Annotated in this window: 12 protein-coding genes; 10 read left to right on the top strand and 2 right to left on the bottom strand. The window is 66.8% G+C overall.

The window, feature by feature from the left end; translation table 11 throughout:
- Nucleotides 1–24: 24 nt before the first annotated feature.
- Nucleotides 25–2808 carry a TRAP transporter permease gene (locus tag F572_RS0110405; RefSeq protein WP_017941288.1) on the bottom strand — a complete coding sequence of 928 codons (2784 nt, stop codon included), beginning with the start codon at nt 2806–2808 and terminating at the stop codon, nt 25–27.
- Entirely contained in the window at nt 2801–3799 is a 999-nt protein-coding gene (locus tag F572_RS0110400; RefSeq protein WP_017941287.1) for a TAXI family TRAP transporter solute-binding subunit, read from the bottom strand. Before F572_RS0110400 ends, F572_RS0110405 begins: the two co-directional genes overlap by 8 nt.
- A 151-nt stretch (nt 3800–3950) precedes the next feature.
- On the opposite strand from F572_RS0110400, the gene F572_RS0110395 reads away from it, so the two are divergent.
- The 10 genes from F572_RS0110395 (at nt 3951) to F572_RS0110350 (ending at nt 16423) form a co-directional block, all read left to right on the top strand.
- The gene (locus tag F572_RS0110395) at nt 3951–4745 is read left to right on the top strand and encodes a transglutaminase family protein (protein ID WP_017941286.1); all 795 of its coding nucleotides are present in this window, start codon (nt 3951–3953) and stop codon (nt 4743–4745) included.
- 272 nt (nt 4746–5017) lie between these two features.
- Nucleotides 5018–6277 (top strand): serine hydroxymethyltransferase, encoded by a 1260-nt coding sequence (glyA, locus tag F572_RS0110390; protein ID WP_017941285.1) that lies wholly within the window; start codon nt 5018–5020, stop codon nt 6275–6277.
- A 30-nt stretch (nt 6278–6307) separates the two neighbouring features.
- Nucleotides 6308–6889 (top strand): transcriptional regulator NrdR, encoded by a 582-nt coding sequence (nrdR, locus tag F572_RS0110385; RefSeq protein WP_026142944.1) that lies wholly within the window; start codon nt 6308–6310, stop codon nt 6887–6889.
- Nucleotides 6889–8064, top strand: coding sequence for a bifunctional diaminohydroxyphosphoribosylaminopyrimidine deaminase/5-amino-6-(5-phosphoribosylamino)uracil reductase RibD (gene ribD / locus F572_RS0110380; RefSeq protein WP_017941283.1), 1176 nt, complete (start codon nt 6889–6891; stop codon nt 8062–8064). Before nrdR ends, ribD begins: the two co-directional genes overlap by 1 nt.
- 371 nt (nt 8065–8435) lie before the next feature.
- Entirely contained in the window at nt 8436–9119 is a 684-nt protein-coding gene (locus F572_RS0110375; RefSeq protein ID WP_017941282.1) for a riboflavin synthase, read from the top strand.
- Nucleotides 9120–9143: 24 nt separating this feature from the next.
- Nucleotides 9144–10250: a bifunctional 3,4-dihydroxy-2-butanone-4-phosphate synthase/GTP cyclohydrolase II gene (gene ribBA / locus F572_RS0110370; protein ID WP_017941281.1), complete on the top strand. Its 1107-nt coding sequence runs from the start codon at nt 9144–9146 to the stop codon at nt 10248–10250.
- Between the two features lie 276 nt (nt 10251–10526).
- Nucleotides 10527–12209: an NADH-quinone oxidoreductase subunit L gene (locus F572_RS0110365; RefSeq protein WP_017941280.1), complete on the top strand. Its 1683-nt coding sequence runs from the start codon at nt 10527–10529 to the stop codon at nt 12207–12209.
- 1 nt (nt 12210) lies between these two features.
- Nucleotides 12211–12963, top strand: coding sequence for a hypothetical protein (locus F572_RS0110360; protein WP_017941279.1), 753 nt, complete (start codon nt 12211–12213; stop codon nt 12961–12963).
- Nucleotides 12960–16100 (top strand): DUF2309 domain-containing protein, encoded by a 3141-nt coding sequence (locus F572_RS0110355; RefSeq protein WP_026142943.1) that lies wholly within the window; start codon nt 12960–12962, stop codon nt 16098–16100. Before F572_RS0110360 ends, F572_RS0110355 begins: the two co-directional genes overlap by 4 nt.
- Nucleotides 16097–16423 carry a P-II family nitrogen regulator gene (locus F572_RS0110350; RefSeq protein ID WP_017941277.1) on the top strand — a complete coding sequence of 109 codons (327 nt, stop codon included), beginning with the start codon at nt 16097–16099 and terminating at the stop codon, nt 16421–16423. Before F572_RS0110355 ends, F572_RS0110350 begins: the two co-directional genes overlap by 4 nt.
- The last annotated feature ends 120 nt before the right edge of the window (nt 16424–16543 follow it).

The following is a 16543-nucleotide window of genomic DNA, read 5'->3' as shown; positions in this document are numbered from 1 at the left end:
GTACTCCGTTGGCAATGGATATGGCTACGCCGAAAGCGCGGGTGCGCCGGCCGTCGGGCCGCCGCCCGGCGGCTCCGAACGGCGGCGCTGGTTCCAGGCGACCAGGAGCCCGAGACCCAGCGCGGGGAGATAGAACCAGTAGGGACTCGGGCGGTCCGTGGGCACCAGCACGCCGGTAATGGTCCAGCCACCCTCCAAGCCTACTCGGCCGGCCGGGCTGCCGAAAGCAACCGTCTGAATCTGCGCCTTCTGGTCCTCCGGATCGAAGCGCACATCCAGCCCGGCATCGGCCAGGCGCTCGCGCGGGGCCAGGTCGGGGTCACCCAGCGGGAACATCACGGTGCGGGTGATCTCGCGGCCCTCGAGGTCGATGCCGGTGGCCTCCAGGCGCAAGGAATCGCGGTCCGGGATGGTCTGGACGACCTCGAACAGGGTCTCCGGCGGCTGGTGCTGGTGGGGCGGCACGAGGCGGTCCATCAGCACCGTGGGTACCAGCAGCACGAAGGCGATGACCATCAGCGCGGCGGATTCCCAGTAGCGGCTGCGGGTCAGGAACCAGCCCTGGGTGGCCGCGGTAAAGGCGAGGATGCCGGCCAGCGAGCCGAGGAAGACCAGCGCCAGCTGGAACACGTTGTCCACCCCGATCAACAGCAACTGGCTGTTGAAGATGAAGAAGAACGGCAACGCGATGGTGCGCAGGCTGTAGGCGAAGGCCTGGATCCCGGTGCGGATCGGGTCGGCCTTCGCGATTGCCGCGCCGGCGAAGGAGGCCAGGCCCACCGGTGGCGTCACGTCGGCCATGATGCCGAAATAGAACACGAACAGGTGGGCCGCGATCAGCGGGATCAGGATGTCGTGCTGGGCCCCCAGATCGACGATGATCGGCGCCATCAGGGTGGCCACGATGATGTAGTTCGCAGTGGTCGGCAGGCCCAGGCCAAGGACCAGGCTGATCACCGCGGTCAGCACCAGTACCAGCAGCAGGTTGCCGCCGGACAGGGTGTCCACCAGGTCGGTCAGCACCAGCCCGACGCCGGTCATCGCGACCGTGCCGACGATGATCCCGGCCGCGGCGGTGGCCAGGCCGATACCGATCATGTTGCGCGCGCCGGTCTCGAAGCCCTGGAACAGTTCCCAGACCCCGACCCAGGCGGCCTGGACGAGCCGCCCCTGGCGCCGGAACAGGGCCACCAGCGGGCGCTGGGTCAGCACGATGAAGATCATGAAGGCCACCGCCCAGAAGGCCGCCAGCCCCGGCGACAGGCGTTCCACCACCAGGGCCCAGACCAGCACCACCAGCGGCAGCAGGTAGTGCAGGCCGCTCAGGACCGTGGGGGCGACGCGCGGCAGCGGGCGTTCGGTATCCAGGGCCTCGGGGTCCGGCTCGTGCGCGACGATCCAGACCAGTACCAGGTAGGTGGCGAACAACAGGCCGGCGATGATCCAGGCCGCGGCATCCCCGGCGACGGTCTTGATCCAGCCCAGTCCCCAGTACACCGCGCCGGCCAGGATGATCAGGCTGGCCACGGTCAGGGCGAAGCTGATCAGGCGCCCGCGCCAGGTCGTGGCCGTCGCGCGCTGGAGGCCCTCCATGCCGTTCTTGCAGGCCTCCAGGTGGACGATATAGATCAGTGCGATATAGGCGATCAGGGCCGGCAGGATGGCGTGCTTGAGCACCTCGACATAGGGGATGCCGACATACTCGACCATCAGGAAGGCCGCGGCGCCCATTACGGGCGGCATCAGCTGGCCGTTGACCGAGCTGGCCACCTCCACCGCGCCTGCCTTGTGCGGGGCGAAGCCCACCCGCTTCATCAGCGGAACAGTGAAGGTGCCGGTGGTGACCACGTTGGCGATCGAGGAGCCGGAGACCACGCCGGTCATCCCGGAGGCCAGCACCGCCGCCTTGGCCGGGCCGCCACGCAGATGCCCGAGCAGGGCAAACGCGACGCGGATGAAGTAGTCGCCAGCCCCGGCGCGCTCCAGCAGCGCGCCGAACAGCACGAACAGGAACACGAAGCTGGTGGAGACCCCCAGCGCGATGCCGAACACCCCCTCGTTGGACAGCCACTGCTGGGCCATCGCGCGCGGGTAGCTGGCGCCGCGATGGGCGATCAGGTCCGGCATCAGGGGGCCGGCGAAGGTATAGAACAGGAAGATCGCGGCGATGATGGTCAGCGCCGGCCCGAGCACGCGGCGGGTCGCCTCCAGCAGCAGGATCAGACCGACCCCGGCCATGATCAGGTCCAGCTCGGTGGGGGCGCCGGGGCGTGCCGCCAGGGCCTCGTGGAACAGGTACAGGTACAGGGCACTGAAGGCCGCGACCACGGCGAATACCCAGTCGCCCACCGGTACGCGATGTACGGGGTCATTTCCGTGCAGCAGCGGCCACGCGACTCCCACCAGGGCGATGCCGAGCGCCAGGTAGACTTCTCCCAGGCGTTCCAGGCCGAGGAATTGCCACAGCCCCAGTGCAATCAGGGCCAGCCCGCCCAGCGCATACAGGATGCCGATCGCGTGCTGCCAGCCCTTGCCGCGGGCGGTGGCGCGGACCGCCGGGAACAGCAGGTAGCCGAGGAAGATCGCGAACGCCAGGTGGATGGAGCGAGCCTCGGTCTCGGAGACGACGAAGATGTCCACCCAGTCGGCGATCGGTGAGGCGATCCAGATCTGGAACAGCGACCAGGCGACGGCCGTGAGCCAGATCAGGGTGCGGGTCGCGCGGCCGGGGTGGCGGCCGCCGGTCTCCAGTTCGGCGACCTGGCGGTCCTCCGAAGTGGCGGGATCCTGTGCTCGGGTCTCAGTCATCGATCAGTCCTGCCTCGCGGAAGTAGCGCCGGGCACCGGGGTGCATGGGGGCGGACAGGCCCTCGTCGACCATGCTCTTGCGTTCGAGGCCGCTGAAGGCCGGGTGCAAGCCGCGGAAGGTCTCGAAGTTTTCGAACACGGCGCGGGTCAGCTCGTAGGCGGCGGTATTCGAGGTGCGGTCCGAGGTGACCAGGGTGGCGCCCACGCCGTAGGTGTGGATGTCCTCGTCCTGCCCCGGGTAGGTGTCGGCGGGGATCACGGCGGTGAGGTAGTACGGGGTCGAGCGGATCAGCTCCTCGATGGCCGCGCCTTCGATGGACACCAGGCGCGCGTCGCAGGTGGCGATCGGCTCCTGGATCGCCGCCGAGGGATGGCCCACCGAGAAGACGAAGGCGTCGATCCGGTTGTCGCACAGCGCCTGCGCCTGCTCGCGCGAGGGCAGCTCGCTGACGCGGCGGAAGGTGTCGTGGTCCCAGCCGAGCTCCGCCATCAGTTGTTCCATCAGGGTGCGCTGGCCGGAGCCGGGATTGCCGATGTTCACCCGTTTGCCCGGCAGGTCGTCCAGACCCTGGATGTCCGCATCCGGGCGCACCACCAGGGTCAGTGGCTCGGGGTGCAGGCTGAACATCGCCCGCAGGTGGTCGCCGGGTCCGAAGGCCTCGAAGCGGCCACTGCCGTGATAGGCGTGGTACTGCAGGTCCGACTGGGCCACCCCGAAGTCCATGTCGCCGGAACGCACCATGTTCAGGTTGAATACCGAACCGCCGGTGCTCTCCGCGGTGCAGCGCATCCCGTGGCTGTCGCGGCGGGTGTTGAACAGCCGGCACAGGTGCTGGCCGGCGGGGTAGTACACTCCGGTGACGCCGCCGGTGCCGATGTTGATGAAGCGTTGTTCGGCCGCAGCCATGGGTGCAAGCAGCAACAGGCCGAGGGCCAGCAGTCCGCCGGTCAGGGCGCGTTTCGGGGTGCAGCGCACGGGGATTGCTCGCATGTGTGCTCCGGGGAACAGGCGGTACCGCGAGTGTAGGGAATTGCCGCCCAATGTACACGCTCGCCCGGGTAGCCCGGACACGTGAATTTGCTGGTTCTGACGCGGGCGGGCGCGTAGGGTGGGAGTTTCACCCGACGCAGGCATTGCCCCCATGTGGCTTGAAACCCGCTGTGACTTCGAGTTCGAGATCCCGGTCCCGACGCCGTTCGTGCTGATGCTGCGCCCCCGCAGCGGCCCGCTGCAGTGGGTGGCCCGCGAGGAATATCGCCTGGTGCCGAACGCACAGGTGACCGAGTTCGTGGACGTATACGGCAACCTCTGCCAGCGTCTGGTGGCACCACCGGGGCCATTCTCGATCCACACCGCCGCCGAGGTACAGACGGCCGATGCCCTGGATCGGGCACCCGGCGCTCCGTTCATCGAGGTGCAGTCCTTGCCGGATGCGGTACTGGGTTACCTCCTGCCCAGCCGCTTCTGCGAATCGGACCGGTTCAACCTGATGGCGACCGAGATCACCGCGGGCCAGTGGCTGGGCTACGACCAGGTGGCTGCGATCACGCAGTGGCTGCGCGAGCGCATCGAGTATCTCCCGGGTACCAGCGATATCCCGATTTCGGCGGTGGAGGTGAACCAGCGCGGGAGCGGGGTGTGCCGTGACCTGGCGCATCTGGGCATCGCGCTTTGCCGCAGTCTCAGCATCCCGGCGCGCATGGTGGTCGGATACCTGCACGGCCTGCAGCCGATGGATATGCATGCCTGGTTCGAGGCCTTTGTCGGTGGGCGCTGGTACAGCTTCGATCCCACCCAGTCCGAGTTGCGCGGTGGCTACGTGGTGGTGGGCTACGGTCGCGACGCGGCGGACGTGGCGATCTACAACCAGTTCGGCCTGCCGGTCTATCCCATTCGCCACGAGGTGGGTGTCCAGCGGATCGACGGACCCGCCTGAGGCGCGCTGGGCGCGGTATTCCACGGTTGCGGGCAGGGGCTTGAGTCGGCCCTGTCCCGGCCGGGTGGGCCGGCATCAAAGTACTTGATCAAACTTGCGAAACCCGTCTTTCCGCGCCGTTCGGGAGGCGTCGTGGTGGGCGCCCCGGGAGCCGCCCGGCCTGAAAACAGGGGCCGGATGACGTATGATAAGCGGCCTTTTTGACGGCAGTGCCGCCTTCCGGCGGGCGCGCCGCAATCCGCCGAATCCGAAGCCTTGAACGGGAGAACCGAATGTTTTCGATCGACATGAGTATCCACGGTTACGACGACGAACTCTGGGGCGCCATCAGCAAGGAGGCGCAGCGCCAGGAAGAGCACATCGAGCTGATCGCGTCGGAGAACTACACCAGCCCGCGCGTGATGGAGGCCCAGGGCTCCGTGCTGACCAACAAGTACGCCGAGGGCTACCCGGGTAAGCGCTACTACGGTGGCTGCGAGCATGTCGACGTGGTTGAGCAGCTGGCGATCGATCGCCTGAAGCAGCTCTACGGCGCGGACTACGCCAATGTGCAGCCGCATTCCGGTTCGCAGGCCAACGCAGCCGTGTACATGGCCCTGCTGCAGCCGCATGACACCGTCTTGGGCATGAGCCTGGATGCCGGCGGCCACCTCACCCACGGGGCCAAGCCGAACTTCTCCGGCAAGATCTACAATGCCGTGCAGTACGGCATCACCGACGAAGGCCTGATCGATTACGACGAGGTCCAGCGCCTGGCCACCGAACACCAGCCGAAGATGATCGTCGCGGGTTTCTCCGCCTACTCCCGCGTGGTGGACTGGAAGCGTTTCCGCGAGATCGCCGATTCCGTCGGTGCCTACCTGATGGTGGACATGGCCCACGTCTCCGGCCTGATCGCCGCCGGCGAGTACCCGAACCCGATCGACCACGCCCACGTGGTCACCTCCACCACGCACAAGTCCCTGCGCGGTCCGCGTGGCGGTTTCATCATCTCCAAGGGCCAGCCGGAACTGAACAAGAAGTTCCAGTCGCTGATCTTCCCGGGCACCCAGGGTGGTCCGCTGATGCACGTGATCGCCGGCAAGGCGGTGGCGTTCAAGGAGGCCCTGGAACCCGAGTTCACGACCTACCAGAAGCAGGTGATCGCCAACGCCCGTGCGATGGCCGAGGTGCTGGTGGAGCGCGGCTTTGACATCGTCTCCGGTGGTACCGATAACCACCTGTTCCTGCTGAGCCTGGTTGCCAAGGGCATCACGGGCAAGGCGGCGGACGCCGCGCTGGGTCGTGCCAACATCACGGTCAACAAGAACGCGGTACCGAACGACCCGCAGTCCCCGTTCGTCACCTCCGGCATCCGCATTGGTACGGCCGCGCTGACCACCCGTGGCTTCACCGAAGCCGAGTCGCGCGAGCTGGCCGGCTGGATCGCCGACGTGCTGGACGATGTCGAGAATGAGCAGGTGATCGACGCGACGCGCGAAAAGGTGCTGGAGATCTGCCGTCGCTTCCCGGTGTACGGCGCCGGCGAATAACCACGGCGAGCCGCGGGCTGCGGGCGCGGGATGCGCTGTCCGTCCTGTCATGACCAGGACACCCGCGTGGTCGATTCGCGGGTGGCCGGCCCGGAGCAGGAACAGATCCGGCGCCGGCGTCAGTGCCGCGCCTGCGGGGCGCGCTTCACCACCTTCGAGCGGGCGGAGTTCAGCCTGCCGCGGGTGGTCAAGCGTTCCGGCGAACGGGTCGCCTTCGACGAGGAAAAGCTGCGCAGCGGTCTGCGCCGGGCCCTGCACAAGCGCCCGGTGAAGACCGACGATGTCGAGCGGGTGATCGACGACATCAAGCGCCAGCTCTCCGCACTCACGGCCCCCGAGGTGAAGTCCGACCGGATCGGCGAAATGGTGCTGGCGGCCTTGCACGGGCTCGACCATGTGGCCTATATCCGGTTTGCCTCCATTTATCTCAGCTTCGCCAGTGTGCAGTCCTTCCGCGAGGCGATCGAACGGCTGGAGGAAGATCTCAGCCCGGAGATGCGCCGGTCGCAGATGCGCCTGATCGACGAGGAGGCGACCGGCATCGTCCCGGAACCGACGGCGGATGGACGGGCCACTCCGGAGACCGGGAGCGGCTCGGAGAAGGGGGAGTAATGGAGACGCCCACGACCGAGCAGGTGATCGCCGACCGCCGCCACATGGCGCGGGCCCTGGAACTGGCGGACTATGGTCGGTTCACCGCGGACCCCAACCCGCGGGTGGGTTGCGTGATCGTGCGTGACGGGCGCGAGGTCGGCGCGGGCCTGCACTGGAAGGCCGGCGAGCCCCATGCCGAGGTGAACGCACTGCAGGCGGCTGGCGAGGCCGCGCGCGGCGCCACCGCCTACGTCACCCTGGAACCCTGCAGCCATCACGGTCGGACCCCGCCCTGCACCGACGCCCTGATCGCCGCCGGTGTGGCGCGGGTCGTGATCGCGATGCAGGACCCGAACCCGCAGGTCTGCGGCGGCGGGATCGAGGCCCTGCGGGCGGCGGACATTCCGGTCCACAGCGGTGTGCTGGAGGCCGAGGCGCGAGCCCTGAATCCCGGATTCGTGCAGCGCATGGAGCAGGGGCGTCCCTGGGTGCGGGTCAAGCTTGCGGCGAGCCTGGACGGACGCACGGCCATGGCCTCCGGCGAGTCGCAGTGGATTACCGGCGAGGTGGCGCGCCGCGACGTGCAGCTGTGGCGCGCGCGGGCCGGGGCGATCCTGACCGGCAGTGGTACCGTGGTCGGCGACGATCCGCGCCTGAACGTGCGCATGAAGCCGTTTGACCTGGCGGCCCACGCCGGCTTTCCGGACGACCCGCACTATCAAAACCTGCCGGCGCGCCAGCCCCTGCGGGTGATCCTGGATGCCCGCCTGCGCACGCCACCGGGCGCGCAGATCCTGCGCGAGAGCCCGGTGTGGATCCTCACGGAGCCCGAAGTGGCCGACTCGCCCGCAGCGGACGCGCTGCGCGGCAAGGGTGCGGAGGTTCGTGCGGTGCCGCTGGCGGAGGAATCGGCCGAGGGCGGTCTGGATCTGGGCGCCGTGCTGAGCGAGCTGGCACGCGCCGAGATCAACGAGCTGCACGTGGAATCCGGCCCCGGCCTGGCGGGGGCGCTGGCCCGCGGGGGCTGGGTGGACGAATGGCTGATCTATCAGGCGCCTCTGCTGCTGGGTTCCAGTGCCCGCCCCCTGGTGGAATGGCCCCTGACCCGGATGTCGGAACGCGCCGAGCTCGAGATCGTCGACACCCGCTGGGTCGGCGAGACCCTGCGCCTGCGCGCCTACCCACGTCCGTAAGGGCTTTGTGTACCACGGAGGACACAGAGAACACGGAGAAGGTCAAAGGCGGTTCACACGAAGGTTGGAAGATGGGAAGAGGTTTACAGTAAAGACGGATGACCGCTGCTCCCGGTATGCCCCTGCGTGGCGTTGGGCGTCTGTCCCAAAACATCATCATTCTTCCAATCTTCGCGTCTTCCTGTTGATCGCTCTTGACCCTGACTGGCCGTCCTCCGTGTTCTCTGTGCCCTCCGTGGTGAACCGAGATTTTTCTTGATAGAACCGGGCAACCGGCCGGGGCGTGGTGCGAATTCATTAGGGTTTCCCTATGATGGGCGGCGAGCAGCCCGGCGCGGTCCGTCCGGGCACCCCGGAACGAGCGGACGTCCATGTTTACCGGAATCATCGAGACCCTAGGCAGCCTGGAACGCCTGACCCCCAGCGGTGGCGACGTGCGACTGCACGTAAACGCCACCGGGATGGACCTGTCCGACACCCGGCTGGGGGATTCCATCGCGGTCAACGGGGTCTGCCTGACGGTGACCGATCTCGCCCGTGATGGCTTTGCCGCCGACGTCTCGCGCGAGTCGCTGGATGTCACCACGCTGGGCGGGCTCGGCCCAAGAGACCGGGTGAATCTTGAACGCGCGCTGGCGCTGGGCGATCGCCTGGGGGGGCACATGGTCTCCGGGCACGTCGACGGCGTGGGCGAGGTTGTCGCAATGGAGCCCGATGCACGTTCGACCCGGGTGCGCTTTCGCGCGCCCGCGCCGCTGGCGCGCTACATCGCCGCCAAGGGCTCGATTACCATCGACGGCACCAGCCTGACCGTGAACCGGGTGGACGGCGCCGAGTTCGAGGTGAACATCATCCCGCATACCTGGTCGCTGACCCGGTTCGCCATCTATGCGGTGGGCACACCGGTCAATCTCGAGGTGGACCTGATCGCCCGCTACCTGGAACGCCTGATGCTGGGCGATCGTGCGGCCGAGCCGGGTACAAAGGCGGGTGATCTGTCCGAGGCCTGGCTTGCCGAGCAGGGCTTTCCCAATCAATCCGGTCCGCGCGACTAGCCCCGCGGCCGAAAGCAGGAATCTATGGAATTTTCCGATACCGAAACCATTCTGGAAGAGCTGCAGGCCGGGCGCATGGTGGTCATCGTCGATGACGAGGACCGCGAGAACGAGGGCGACCTCTTGATGCTCGCCTCGCACGCGCGGCCGGAGGACATCAACTTCATGGCCAAGTACGGCCGCGGACTGATCTGCCTGACGCTGACCCGCGAGCGCTGCAAGCAGCTGGCGCTGCCGTTGATGGTGACCGACACCAACGACGTGCACGGCACCAACTTCACCCTGTCGATCGAGGCGGCCGAGGGCGTGACCACCGGCATCTCGGCCTACGACCGGGCCCACACCATCCGCACGGCCGTGGCCCCCAATGCGAAGCCCGAGGACATCGTCCAGCCGGGTCACGTGTTCCCGCTGATGGCGCAGCCGGGCGGGGTGATTGTGCGTGCTGGCCATACCGAGGCGGGCTGCGATCTGGCGCGCCTGGCCGGGGCCGAGCCGGCGGCGGTGATCGTGGAGATCCTGAACGAAGACGGCAGCATGGCGCGGCGGTCCGATCTCGAACGTTTCTGCGCCGAGCATGACCTGAAGATGGGGACGATCGAGGACCTCATCCGCTACCGCATCGAGAACGAAAAGACCGTGCAGAGGGTTTCCGAGCGCCCCTTCCCGACCGAGTACGGCGATTTCCGCCTGCTGGCGTTCGAGGACGAGGTGGATCACGAGCTCCACTTCGCGCTGGTGCGTGGCGAGCCGAAACCGGACAAGGACACCCTGGTGCGCGTGCATCTGGAGAGCACCCTGTACGACACGCTCGGCTATGCCGGCCCGGATCGTGGCTGGCCGCTGGATGATGCCCTGCGCCGGATCGACGAGGCGGGCGAGGGCGTCGTGGTGGTGCTGCGCAAACACGAGAGCGCAGACGCCCTGGCCCAGCGTCTGGAGCATATCGGGCAGCCTGCGCCAGAGGAGAGCAGCGGGCGCGAGAACTCCGCCGAATGGCGTATGTATGGCATCGGCGCGCAGATTCTGGCCGATTGCGGTGTGGGCCGCATGAAGCTGATGTCCGCGCCCAAGCGCTTCCACGGCCTCGGCGGTTTTGGCCTGGAGGTGGTGGACTACGTCCACGAGTAGGCTCCCGCGGCCAGGCACCGCGAGCGGGGCAACGCCGCGGCGAGCCGTTTGCTGCGGCCCGTGGCATAGCAGGGCCCGCCGGCCGCCCGGGGGGGGCAATCCTCAAGAAGTCTTCCGCGCTGCAGTCATCGGCGGGCTTGGCGCAGGGCCGCGGCCGTATGACCGGCCCCGCCCAAGGGGCGACGCGGCGCATTCCCGGTTGAAAGGATCATTCACCATGTAGGAATCTTCCTGCTAAGCTCGATGAGCGGGAGGTGAGCCGACAATGGTGAATCGATGATCGAGCTGCAGTGGCTGATACCCCTGCTGCCCTTTGTCGCAGCGCTGCTGGTGCACCTCCTTTCGGGGCGGTTGGGCCAGCGGGTCGCACGCCTCAGTGTGGGGCTCAACCTGGTCGTTCTGATCCTCGCGGCCTACCAGCTGTTTCACTACATCGCGGCGGATTCCGGGCCCCAGTGGGTGGCTCTGACGGGTGGCTGGGGCAGTCTGCAGATCGACCCGCTGAGCGCCATCATGGCGCTGGTGGTGTCGGGCATCAGCCTGGTGGTGCACATCTACTCGGTGCGCTACATGGTCGAGGAGCCCGGGTACGGCCGCTTCTTCATGTTGCTCGACCTGATGACCGGGTCGATCCTGCTCATGGTCATGGCCGGCGATCTGATTACCTTGCTGGTCGCCTGGCACCTGATCGGGGTGATGCTCTACTTCCTGCTCGGGCACAACACCGAGCCGCCGCGTACGCAGCGGTACGCGTTCTGGACGTTCATTGCCTACCGGCTGGGCGACCTGCCACTGGTCCTGGCGGCGGTAATCCTGTTCCAGACCTATGGCGTGCTGGACTTCCCGACCCTGTTCGAACGCATCGCCGCGACGCCGGACGCGCGTACGTTCCTGGATCTTCCGGTCACCGGCGCCGTCGCCTTCCTGGTGGCCCTGGCCGCCTTCGCCAAGTCCGCCCAGTTCCCGCTGCACACCTGGCTGCCCTATACCATGGAGGGGCCGACCCCAGTCTCGGCCTTGATGCATGCGGGGGTCGTGAACGCCGGCGGCATCATCATCAATCGCTTCGCCCCGGTGTTTGTCCACAGTGGCGAGGTCTTGCATCTGCTGTTCGTGGTGGGCCTGCTGACGGCGCTGATCGGCTCGGTGCTGATGCTCACGCAGAACGACATCAAGAAGGCGCTGGGCTACTCCACCATGGGGCAGATGGGGTTCATGGTGATGGAGGCCGGCGCCGGGGCCTTTGCCCTCGCGATCTTCCATCTCATCGCCCACGGCCTGTTCAAGGGCACCCTGTTTCTCAACGCCGGCAATGTCATCAACGCCGCGCGCCGGCACGATGGCGTCCCCAACGACCCGCTCTACGACTTCCTGGTCGAGCGCAAGTCCGCTCCGGCGAGCCTGCCATGGCTGATGATTGCGGCGATCACCCTGATCGTGCCGCTGGCCATCCTGGTGATCGTCCATGCCTGGGTGGCACCCGGTTTCTTCCAGCAGCAGGGTGCCATTGTCCTGCTGTTCTTCGGCTGGGTGGCCGGCGTCCAGGTGCTGTTTTCCGCTTATCGCCTGGACACCGAAAACCCGCTACGCATGATGGCGCTGATCATCCTGTCGTTCGCGGTGATCGTGGTGGGCTACGTGATGGTCGGCCATACCTTCGAGGCCTTCCTGTACCCCGATGCCGCGTTCCGCGCCGCGCTTTACTCGGCCGCCGGCATCCATGAGCTGACCTTCAACATGCTGGTGGTCCTGCTGGCCGTCCTGATGGTACTGGGCTGGCTGGGCGCCTACTTCACCCGGGTGCGCCGCCAGCCCGTCGACGACGGGCGCGGCGGTGTCTGGCTGAGCATGTATTCGCTGTTCTCGCGCGAGCTGTACGTGGCCGACATTTACGAGCGTGGGACGGCGCGGTTGCTGGATCTCTCCAAACGTCTGAACGTCTGGTTGAGGTGGAGCTGACATGTCCATCCTCGTGTTGCTCCTCGCCGTGTTCTTTCTTCCCCTGTTCCCGGCCAGTGTCGTGTTCAATCGCCTGGCCGCCGCCAGTGACCACCTCGCGGCGCGGGTGGCCTTGTTCGTTATCTGGCCCCAGATCGGAGTGGTACTGATCCTGTGGGGCGATCTTGCAGTCGGGCCCGGGGTGATCGCGGCCTGGGCGGTGCTCAGCGCGATCCTCTACGCGTTTAGGATGCTGACCGTGCGTGAGGTAGGCCGCTGGAGCGCCATGCTGGCGAGTTCCGCCTGGCCGTTGGCGTGGCTGTATGCCCTGCAGGCCCCGACCGCGCCGAGTCTCGTTGCCTTCACCCTGGCGCTGACGGCCGCCCCCGTGCTGATACTGGTGGTGCGTGCGGCCCTCGCAAGCCGCCTCGAGGCCGCGTACACGGGCCTGCACGGCGGACTGGCACGGGACCTGCCGCGGCTGTCGGGGTTGATTGTGGTGACGACGCTGGCGGCAATGGCCCTGCCGCTGTTCCCGGGATTCTTCGCCCTGCTCGCCGTGCTGAGTGGGGCGACCCTATGGGTGGCGATCGGCATCCTGCTGACCTGGCTGCTGTGGAGCTGGGCAGGTGCGCGTCTGCTGGAGGGCACGGTGTTCGGTCCGCGCAGCGGCCCCGTCGCGCCGGATTTGTCCGCTTTTGCGGCCTGGTGGGCGGCCTTGCTGATCGGTTTGATCGTGGCCGCCGGCCTGGTCTGGACCGGAGGTGCCCTGTGACCCTTTCCCTCGGACGCCGATTGAAGATTCGGTCGATGGTGCACATGGCCGCCGAGCCGATCCCGAACTTCTGGCCAATGCGCACGTTCATTCACCACAACCCGCTGCACGGGCTGGAGGAGCTGCCATTTCCCCAAGCGGTCGCGCGCGGCGAAGCGCTGTTCCATGGTCGCGGGTTCCTCAGGCGCGCCGACTACCAGCGGTGGCTTGCCGATGGGCGGATCGATCGCGATTCGCTGGAGGCCAGCATCCACTCGGCCCTTGGCGAATACCCGACGCTGCAATCGATCGCGGGTGGCGCGCTGGTCCATGCCCTGCTGACTCGCCGGCGCGACCCGGTCATCTGTCAACGCAAGGTCGCCCGCCTCGATGACGTCGCAGCAGCCCTTGCCGGCAAGACACCGCACGCCGCACCGGACGCCGTGAATGTCGAAGCGCTCGCGGATCACCTGCGCGGCGAATTCCCGCCCGAACGCCCGTTTTACGAGGCCCTGGACGCACTTTACGGGACTCGGGCAGGGGAGACCCTCGACGAGCTGTTGATCAAGACCTGCCTGGATTTCTTCGACGAGGGCCAGTCTGCCTGGCAGATGCCTGGTCGGGAGAAGGGGCTGTTTGCAGCCTGGAGTCGCCTGGCCCGGCGCAATCTGCGGTTGTTCCTGCGTGGGCTGCACGTGCAAAAGATCGTCGCGCAGGCCGATTCGCCCGAGGGGGTCATCGCCTTCATCCTCGACGAACTGGGTATCCCCGAGGAGGCCTGGCCGGACTTGATTGTGCGGGAACTGACGCACATGCGTGGCTGGGCGGGCTTCATCCGCTGGCGTTCGACGGCCAGTCACTACCACTGGGCCCGCGCGTACCCCGCCGATCTGGTGGACTTTCTGGCCATTCGCCTGGTTCTCGCGCTGGCGCTCGTCCGCGAGCATGCGTTGCGCTGGCGGATGCCCGCAAACCGGACCGAGCTGGAGGCTTTGCTCACCGAGTGCCCGGCCGAGTGCTACCTGCGCCACGAGTTGTTCACCGGTGCAGTGCTTCCGGCGCAGGCAGAACACGTCGAGGATGTCGTCGCCCGCGGTCGACCCGACGAGGTCGCCACATTGCTCAGCCGGTATATCCCGGCCCGGCGGAACGCCGAGAGTCAGCGCCAGGCCCGGGCACTCGACGATCTGGCGGAACATGCCGGCATGCCGGAGGTGTTCCACCAGCTGGATCGGGAGCATTTGGGCCGGGTGCTGAAGGAGCTGGCCGCGTTCGAACAGCGCGAGGGCATGGTCTGGCTGGAGGCCATGGAGGCGGGTTATCGGCGTTCGCTGCTCGCGCGGTTGCGTCGCGGGTCACCCGCACCACGCGCAAAGCGCCCGTTCGCCCAACTGCTGTTCTGTATCGATGTGCGCTCCGAACGGATCCGCCGCCAGCTCGAGACCATCGGGGATTACCAGACCTACGGCATTGCCGGGTTCTTCGGCGTTCCGGTCAGCTTCATCGCGCTCGGCAAGGGGAGCGAGGACCATCTCTGCCCCGTGGTGGTCACGCCGAAGAATCTGGTGCTGGAGGTGAGCACGGGCGCCGAAAAGCTGGATACCGACCTGTATTCGTCGGCCGAGCATCTTCTGCACGACCTCAAGCACTCGGTGCTCTCGCCCTACTTCACGGTGGAGGCGATCGGTCTGTTGTTCGGGTTCGACCTGGTCGGCAAGACCATCGCCCCGCGCGCCTACAATCGCTGGCGTCACAAGATCGAGAACGACAAGCCCTCGACGCGGCTGCTGGTCGACAAGCTCACTCGGGAACAGGCGGATTCGGTGGTTCGTGCGCTCCAGCGGGTCATCATCGTCGAGGCGATCCACAAGGAATTCGGTATTGAGCGCGAGGCGATTACCGACTCGATCATTCGCGAACTGCGCGAGGCGGCGATGGAAAATCATGCCGGCCAGACCCAATTCGCTCGTGACTTCGCCCTGAGCGAGACTGCCGAATCCAGGTTCATCCGCACGCTGCAGGCCGACTACCGCATCAACCGTTCCTATGCGCAAATGCAGCTAGAGCGCCTGGGCCGGATCGGCTTCTCGCTCGAGGAACAGACCTACTTCGTGGCCCAGGCACTGCGCTCGATCGGTCTGACCGAAGGGTTCTCGCGCTTTGTGATCCTCACCGGCCATGGCAGCCATTCGCACAACAATCCCTACGAGTCGGCGCTCGATTGTGGTGCTTGTGGCGGCAGCCACGGGCTCGTGAGTGCCCGTGTGCTGGCGCATATGGCCAACAAGCCGGCGGTGCGTCGCCGCATACGACAACAAGGTATCCATATTCCGGACGATGCGTGGTTTCTGCCGGCGTTCCATAACACCACCTCCGACCAGATCCAGTTACACGACCTGGACCTGCTGCCGGCCAGCCACCTGGTCTACCTGGAGCGTCTGCGCAACGGGCTGCAGGCGGCGAAGCGGCGGTCCGCCGCCGAGCGGGTTCCGACGCTCCTGCCGGAGGGTTCGCCGGCGCTCGACCCGATCGGGGCTGCGCGCATCGCCGAACGCAACACCGTGGACTGGGCGCAGGTGCGCCCGGAATGGGGACTGGCGCGCAACGCCGGCTTCATCATCGGGCGTCGCCACCTGACCGAGGCCTCGGACCTCGAGGGCCGTGCCTTCCTGCATTCCTACGACTACCGGCTCGACCCCCGGGGACGCCTGCTCGAGAGCATCCTGACCGGCCCGCTGGTGGTCGCCCAGTGGATCAACATGGAGCACTACTTCTCGGCGGTCGACAATGAACGCTACGGCAGCGGCAGCAAGGTGTACCACAACGTGGCCTGCCGGCTTGGCGTCATCACCGGGAACCTCAGTGACCTGCGTACCGGACTCCCCTCGCAAACGGTGTTGCAGGATGGGTGGCCCTACCATGACCCGGTGCGCCTGCTGACCCTGATCGAGGCCCCTTTCGAACATGCCCGCGCGGCGATCGAGGGTGTCGCCAAGGTCAGGAGCCTGGTCGTCAATGGCTGGATTCTGGTCATGATCCTGGATCCCGCGACGGATCGGGTATACCGGTTCGTGGAGGGCGAGTGGCGCGAGGAAGCCCTGCCGGATGCCGGGCACGATGCAACTGACGAATCTGCTGCGGAGGGGGCCCCTTCATGAACGACTTGAATCTCAATCCACTGAAAAAGCTCGAGATCATCCTGGAGGGTGAGCACCAGGCCTTTGCCACCGATCTGCTCGACCGGGCCGGCGTCAAGGGCTACACCATCATCGGCAACCTCTCCGGAAAGGGGAGCCAGGGGTTCCACGAGGGGCACCTGATGTTCAACGAGGACGAGGTACTGATCATGATCATCGCCGCCGTGCCCGAGGAATTGGTGGAGCCGATCCTCGAGGGCTTTACCCCGTTCTTCAACAAGCACAGCGGCGTGGTGTTCATCTCGGATATCCAGGTCAGCCGGCTGGTGAAGTTCAAGGGGTGATCGCGCCGGGTTGTCGCGCCCGGGTCCTACGATGCCGGGTCCGGGTGCGCTACACTAGGGCGGCTCTGAACCCATCGCACGATCACGCCCGAGCCGATGTCGCGCGTTGAAACATTGAGG

Source organism: Thioalkalivibrio sp. ALE14 (genome assembly GCF_000376845.1).
Classification (GTDB): domain Bacteria; phylum Pseudomonadota; class Gammaproteobacteria; order Ectothiorhodospirales; family Ectothiorhodospiraceae; genus Thioalkalivibrio.
The sequence above is the reverse complement of the archived record's forward strand: the minus strand, read 5'-3'. Positions and strand labels throughout refer to the sequence as shown.

Bases quoted from the DNA above. Each gene is read 5' to 3' on its own strand.
- F572_RS0110405 (WP_017941288.1), bottom strand. From the start codon at position 2,808: ATGACTGAGACCCGAGCACAGGATCCCGCCACTTCGGAGGACCGCCAG.
- F572_RS0110400 (WP_017941287.1), bottom strand. From the start codon at position 3,799: ATGCGAGCAATCCCCGTGCGCTGCACCCCGAAACGCGCCCTGACCGGC.
- F572_RS0110395 (WP_017941286.1), top strand. From the start codon at position 3,951: ATGTGGCTTGAAACCCGCTGTGACTTCGAGTTCGAGATCCCGGTCCCG.
- glyA (WP_017941285.1), top strand. From the start codon at position 5,018: ATGTTTTCGATCGACATGAGTATCCACGGTTACGACGACGAACTCTGG.
- nrdR (WP_026142944.1), top strand. From the start codon at position 6,308: ATGCGCTGTCCGTCCTGTCATGACCAGGACACCCGCGTGGTCGATTCG.
- ribD (WP_017941283.1), top strand. From the start codon at position 6,889: ATGGAGACGCCCACGACCGAGCAGGTGATCGCCGACCGCCGCCACATG.
- F572_RS0110375 (WP_017941282.1), top strand. From the start codon at position 8,436: ATGTTTACCGGAATCATCGAGACCCTAGGCAGCCTGGAACGCCTGACC.
- ribBA (WP_017941281.1), top strand. From the start codon at position 9,144: ATGGAATTTTCCGATACCGAAACCATTCTGGAAGAGCTGCAGGCCGGG.
- F572_RS0110365 (WP_017941280.1), top strand. From the start codon at position 10,527: ATGATCGAGCTGCAGTGGCTGATACCCCTGCTGCCCTTTGTCGCAGCG.
- F572_RS0110360 (WP_017941279.1), top strand. From the start codon at position 12,211: ATGTCCATCCTCGTGTTGCTCCTCGCCGTGTTCTTTCTTCCCCTGTTC.
- F572_RS0110350 (WP_017941277.1), top strand. From the start codon at position 16,097: ATGAACGACTTGAATCTCAATCCACTGAAAAAGCTCGAGATCATCCTG.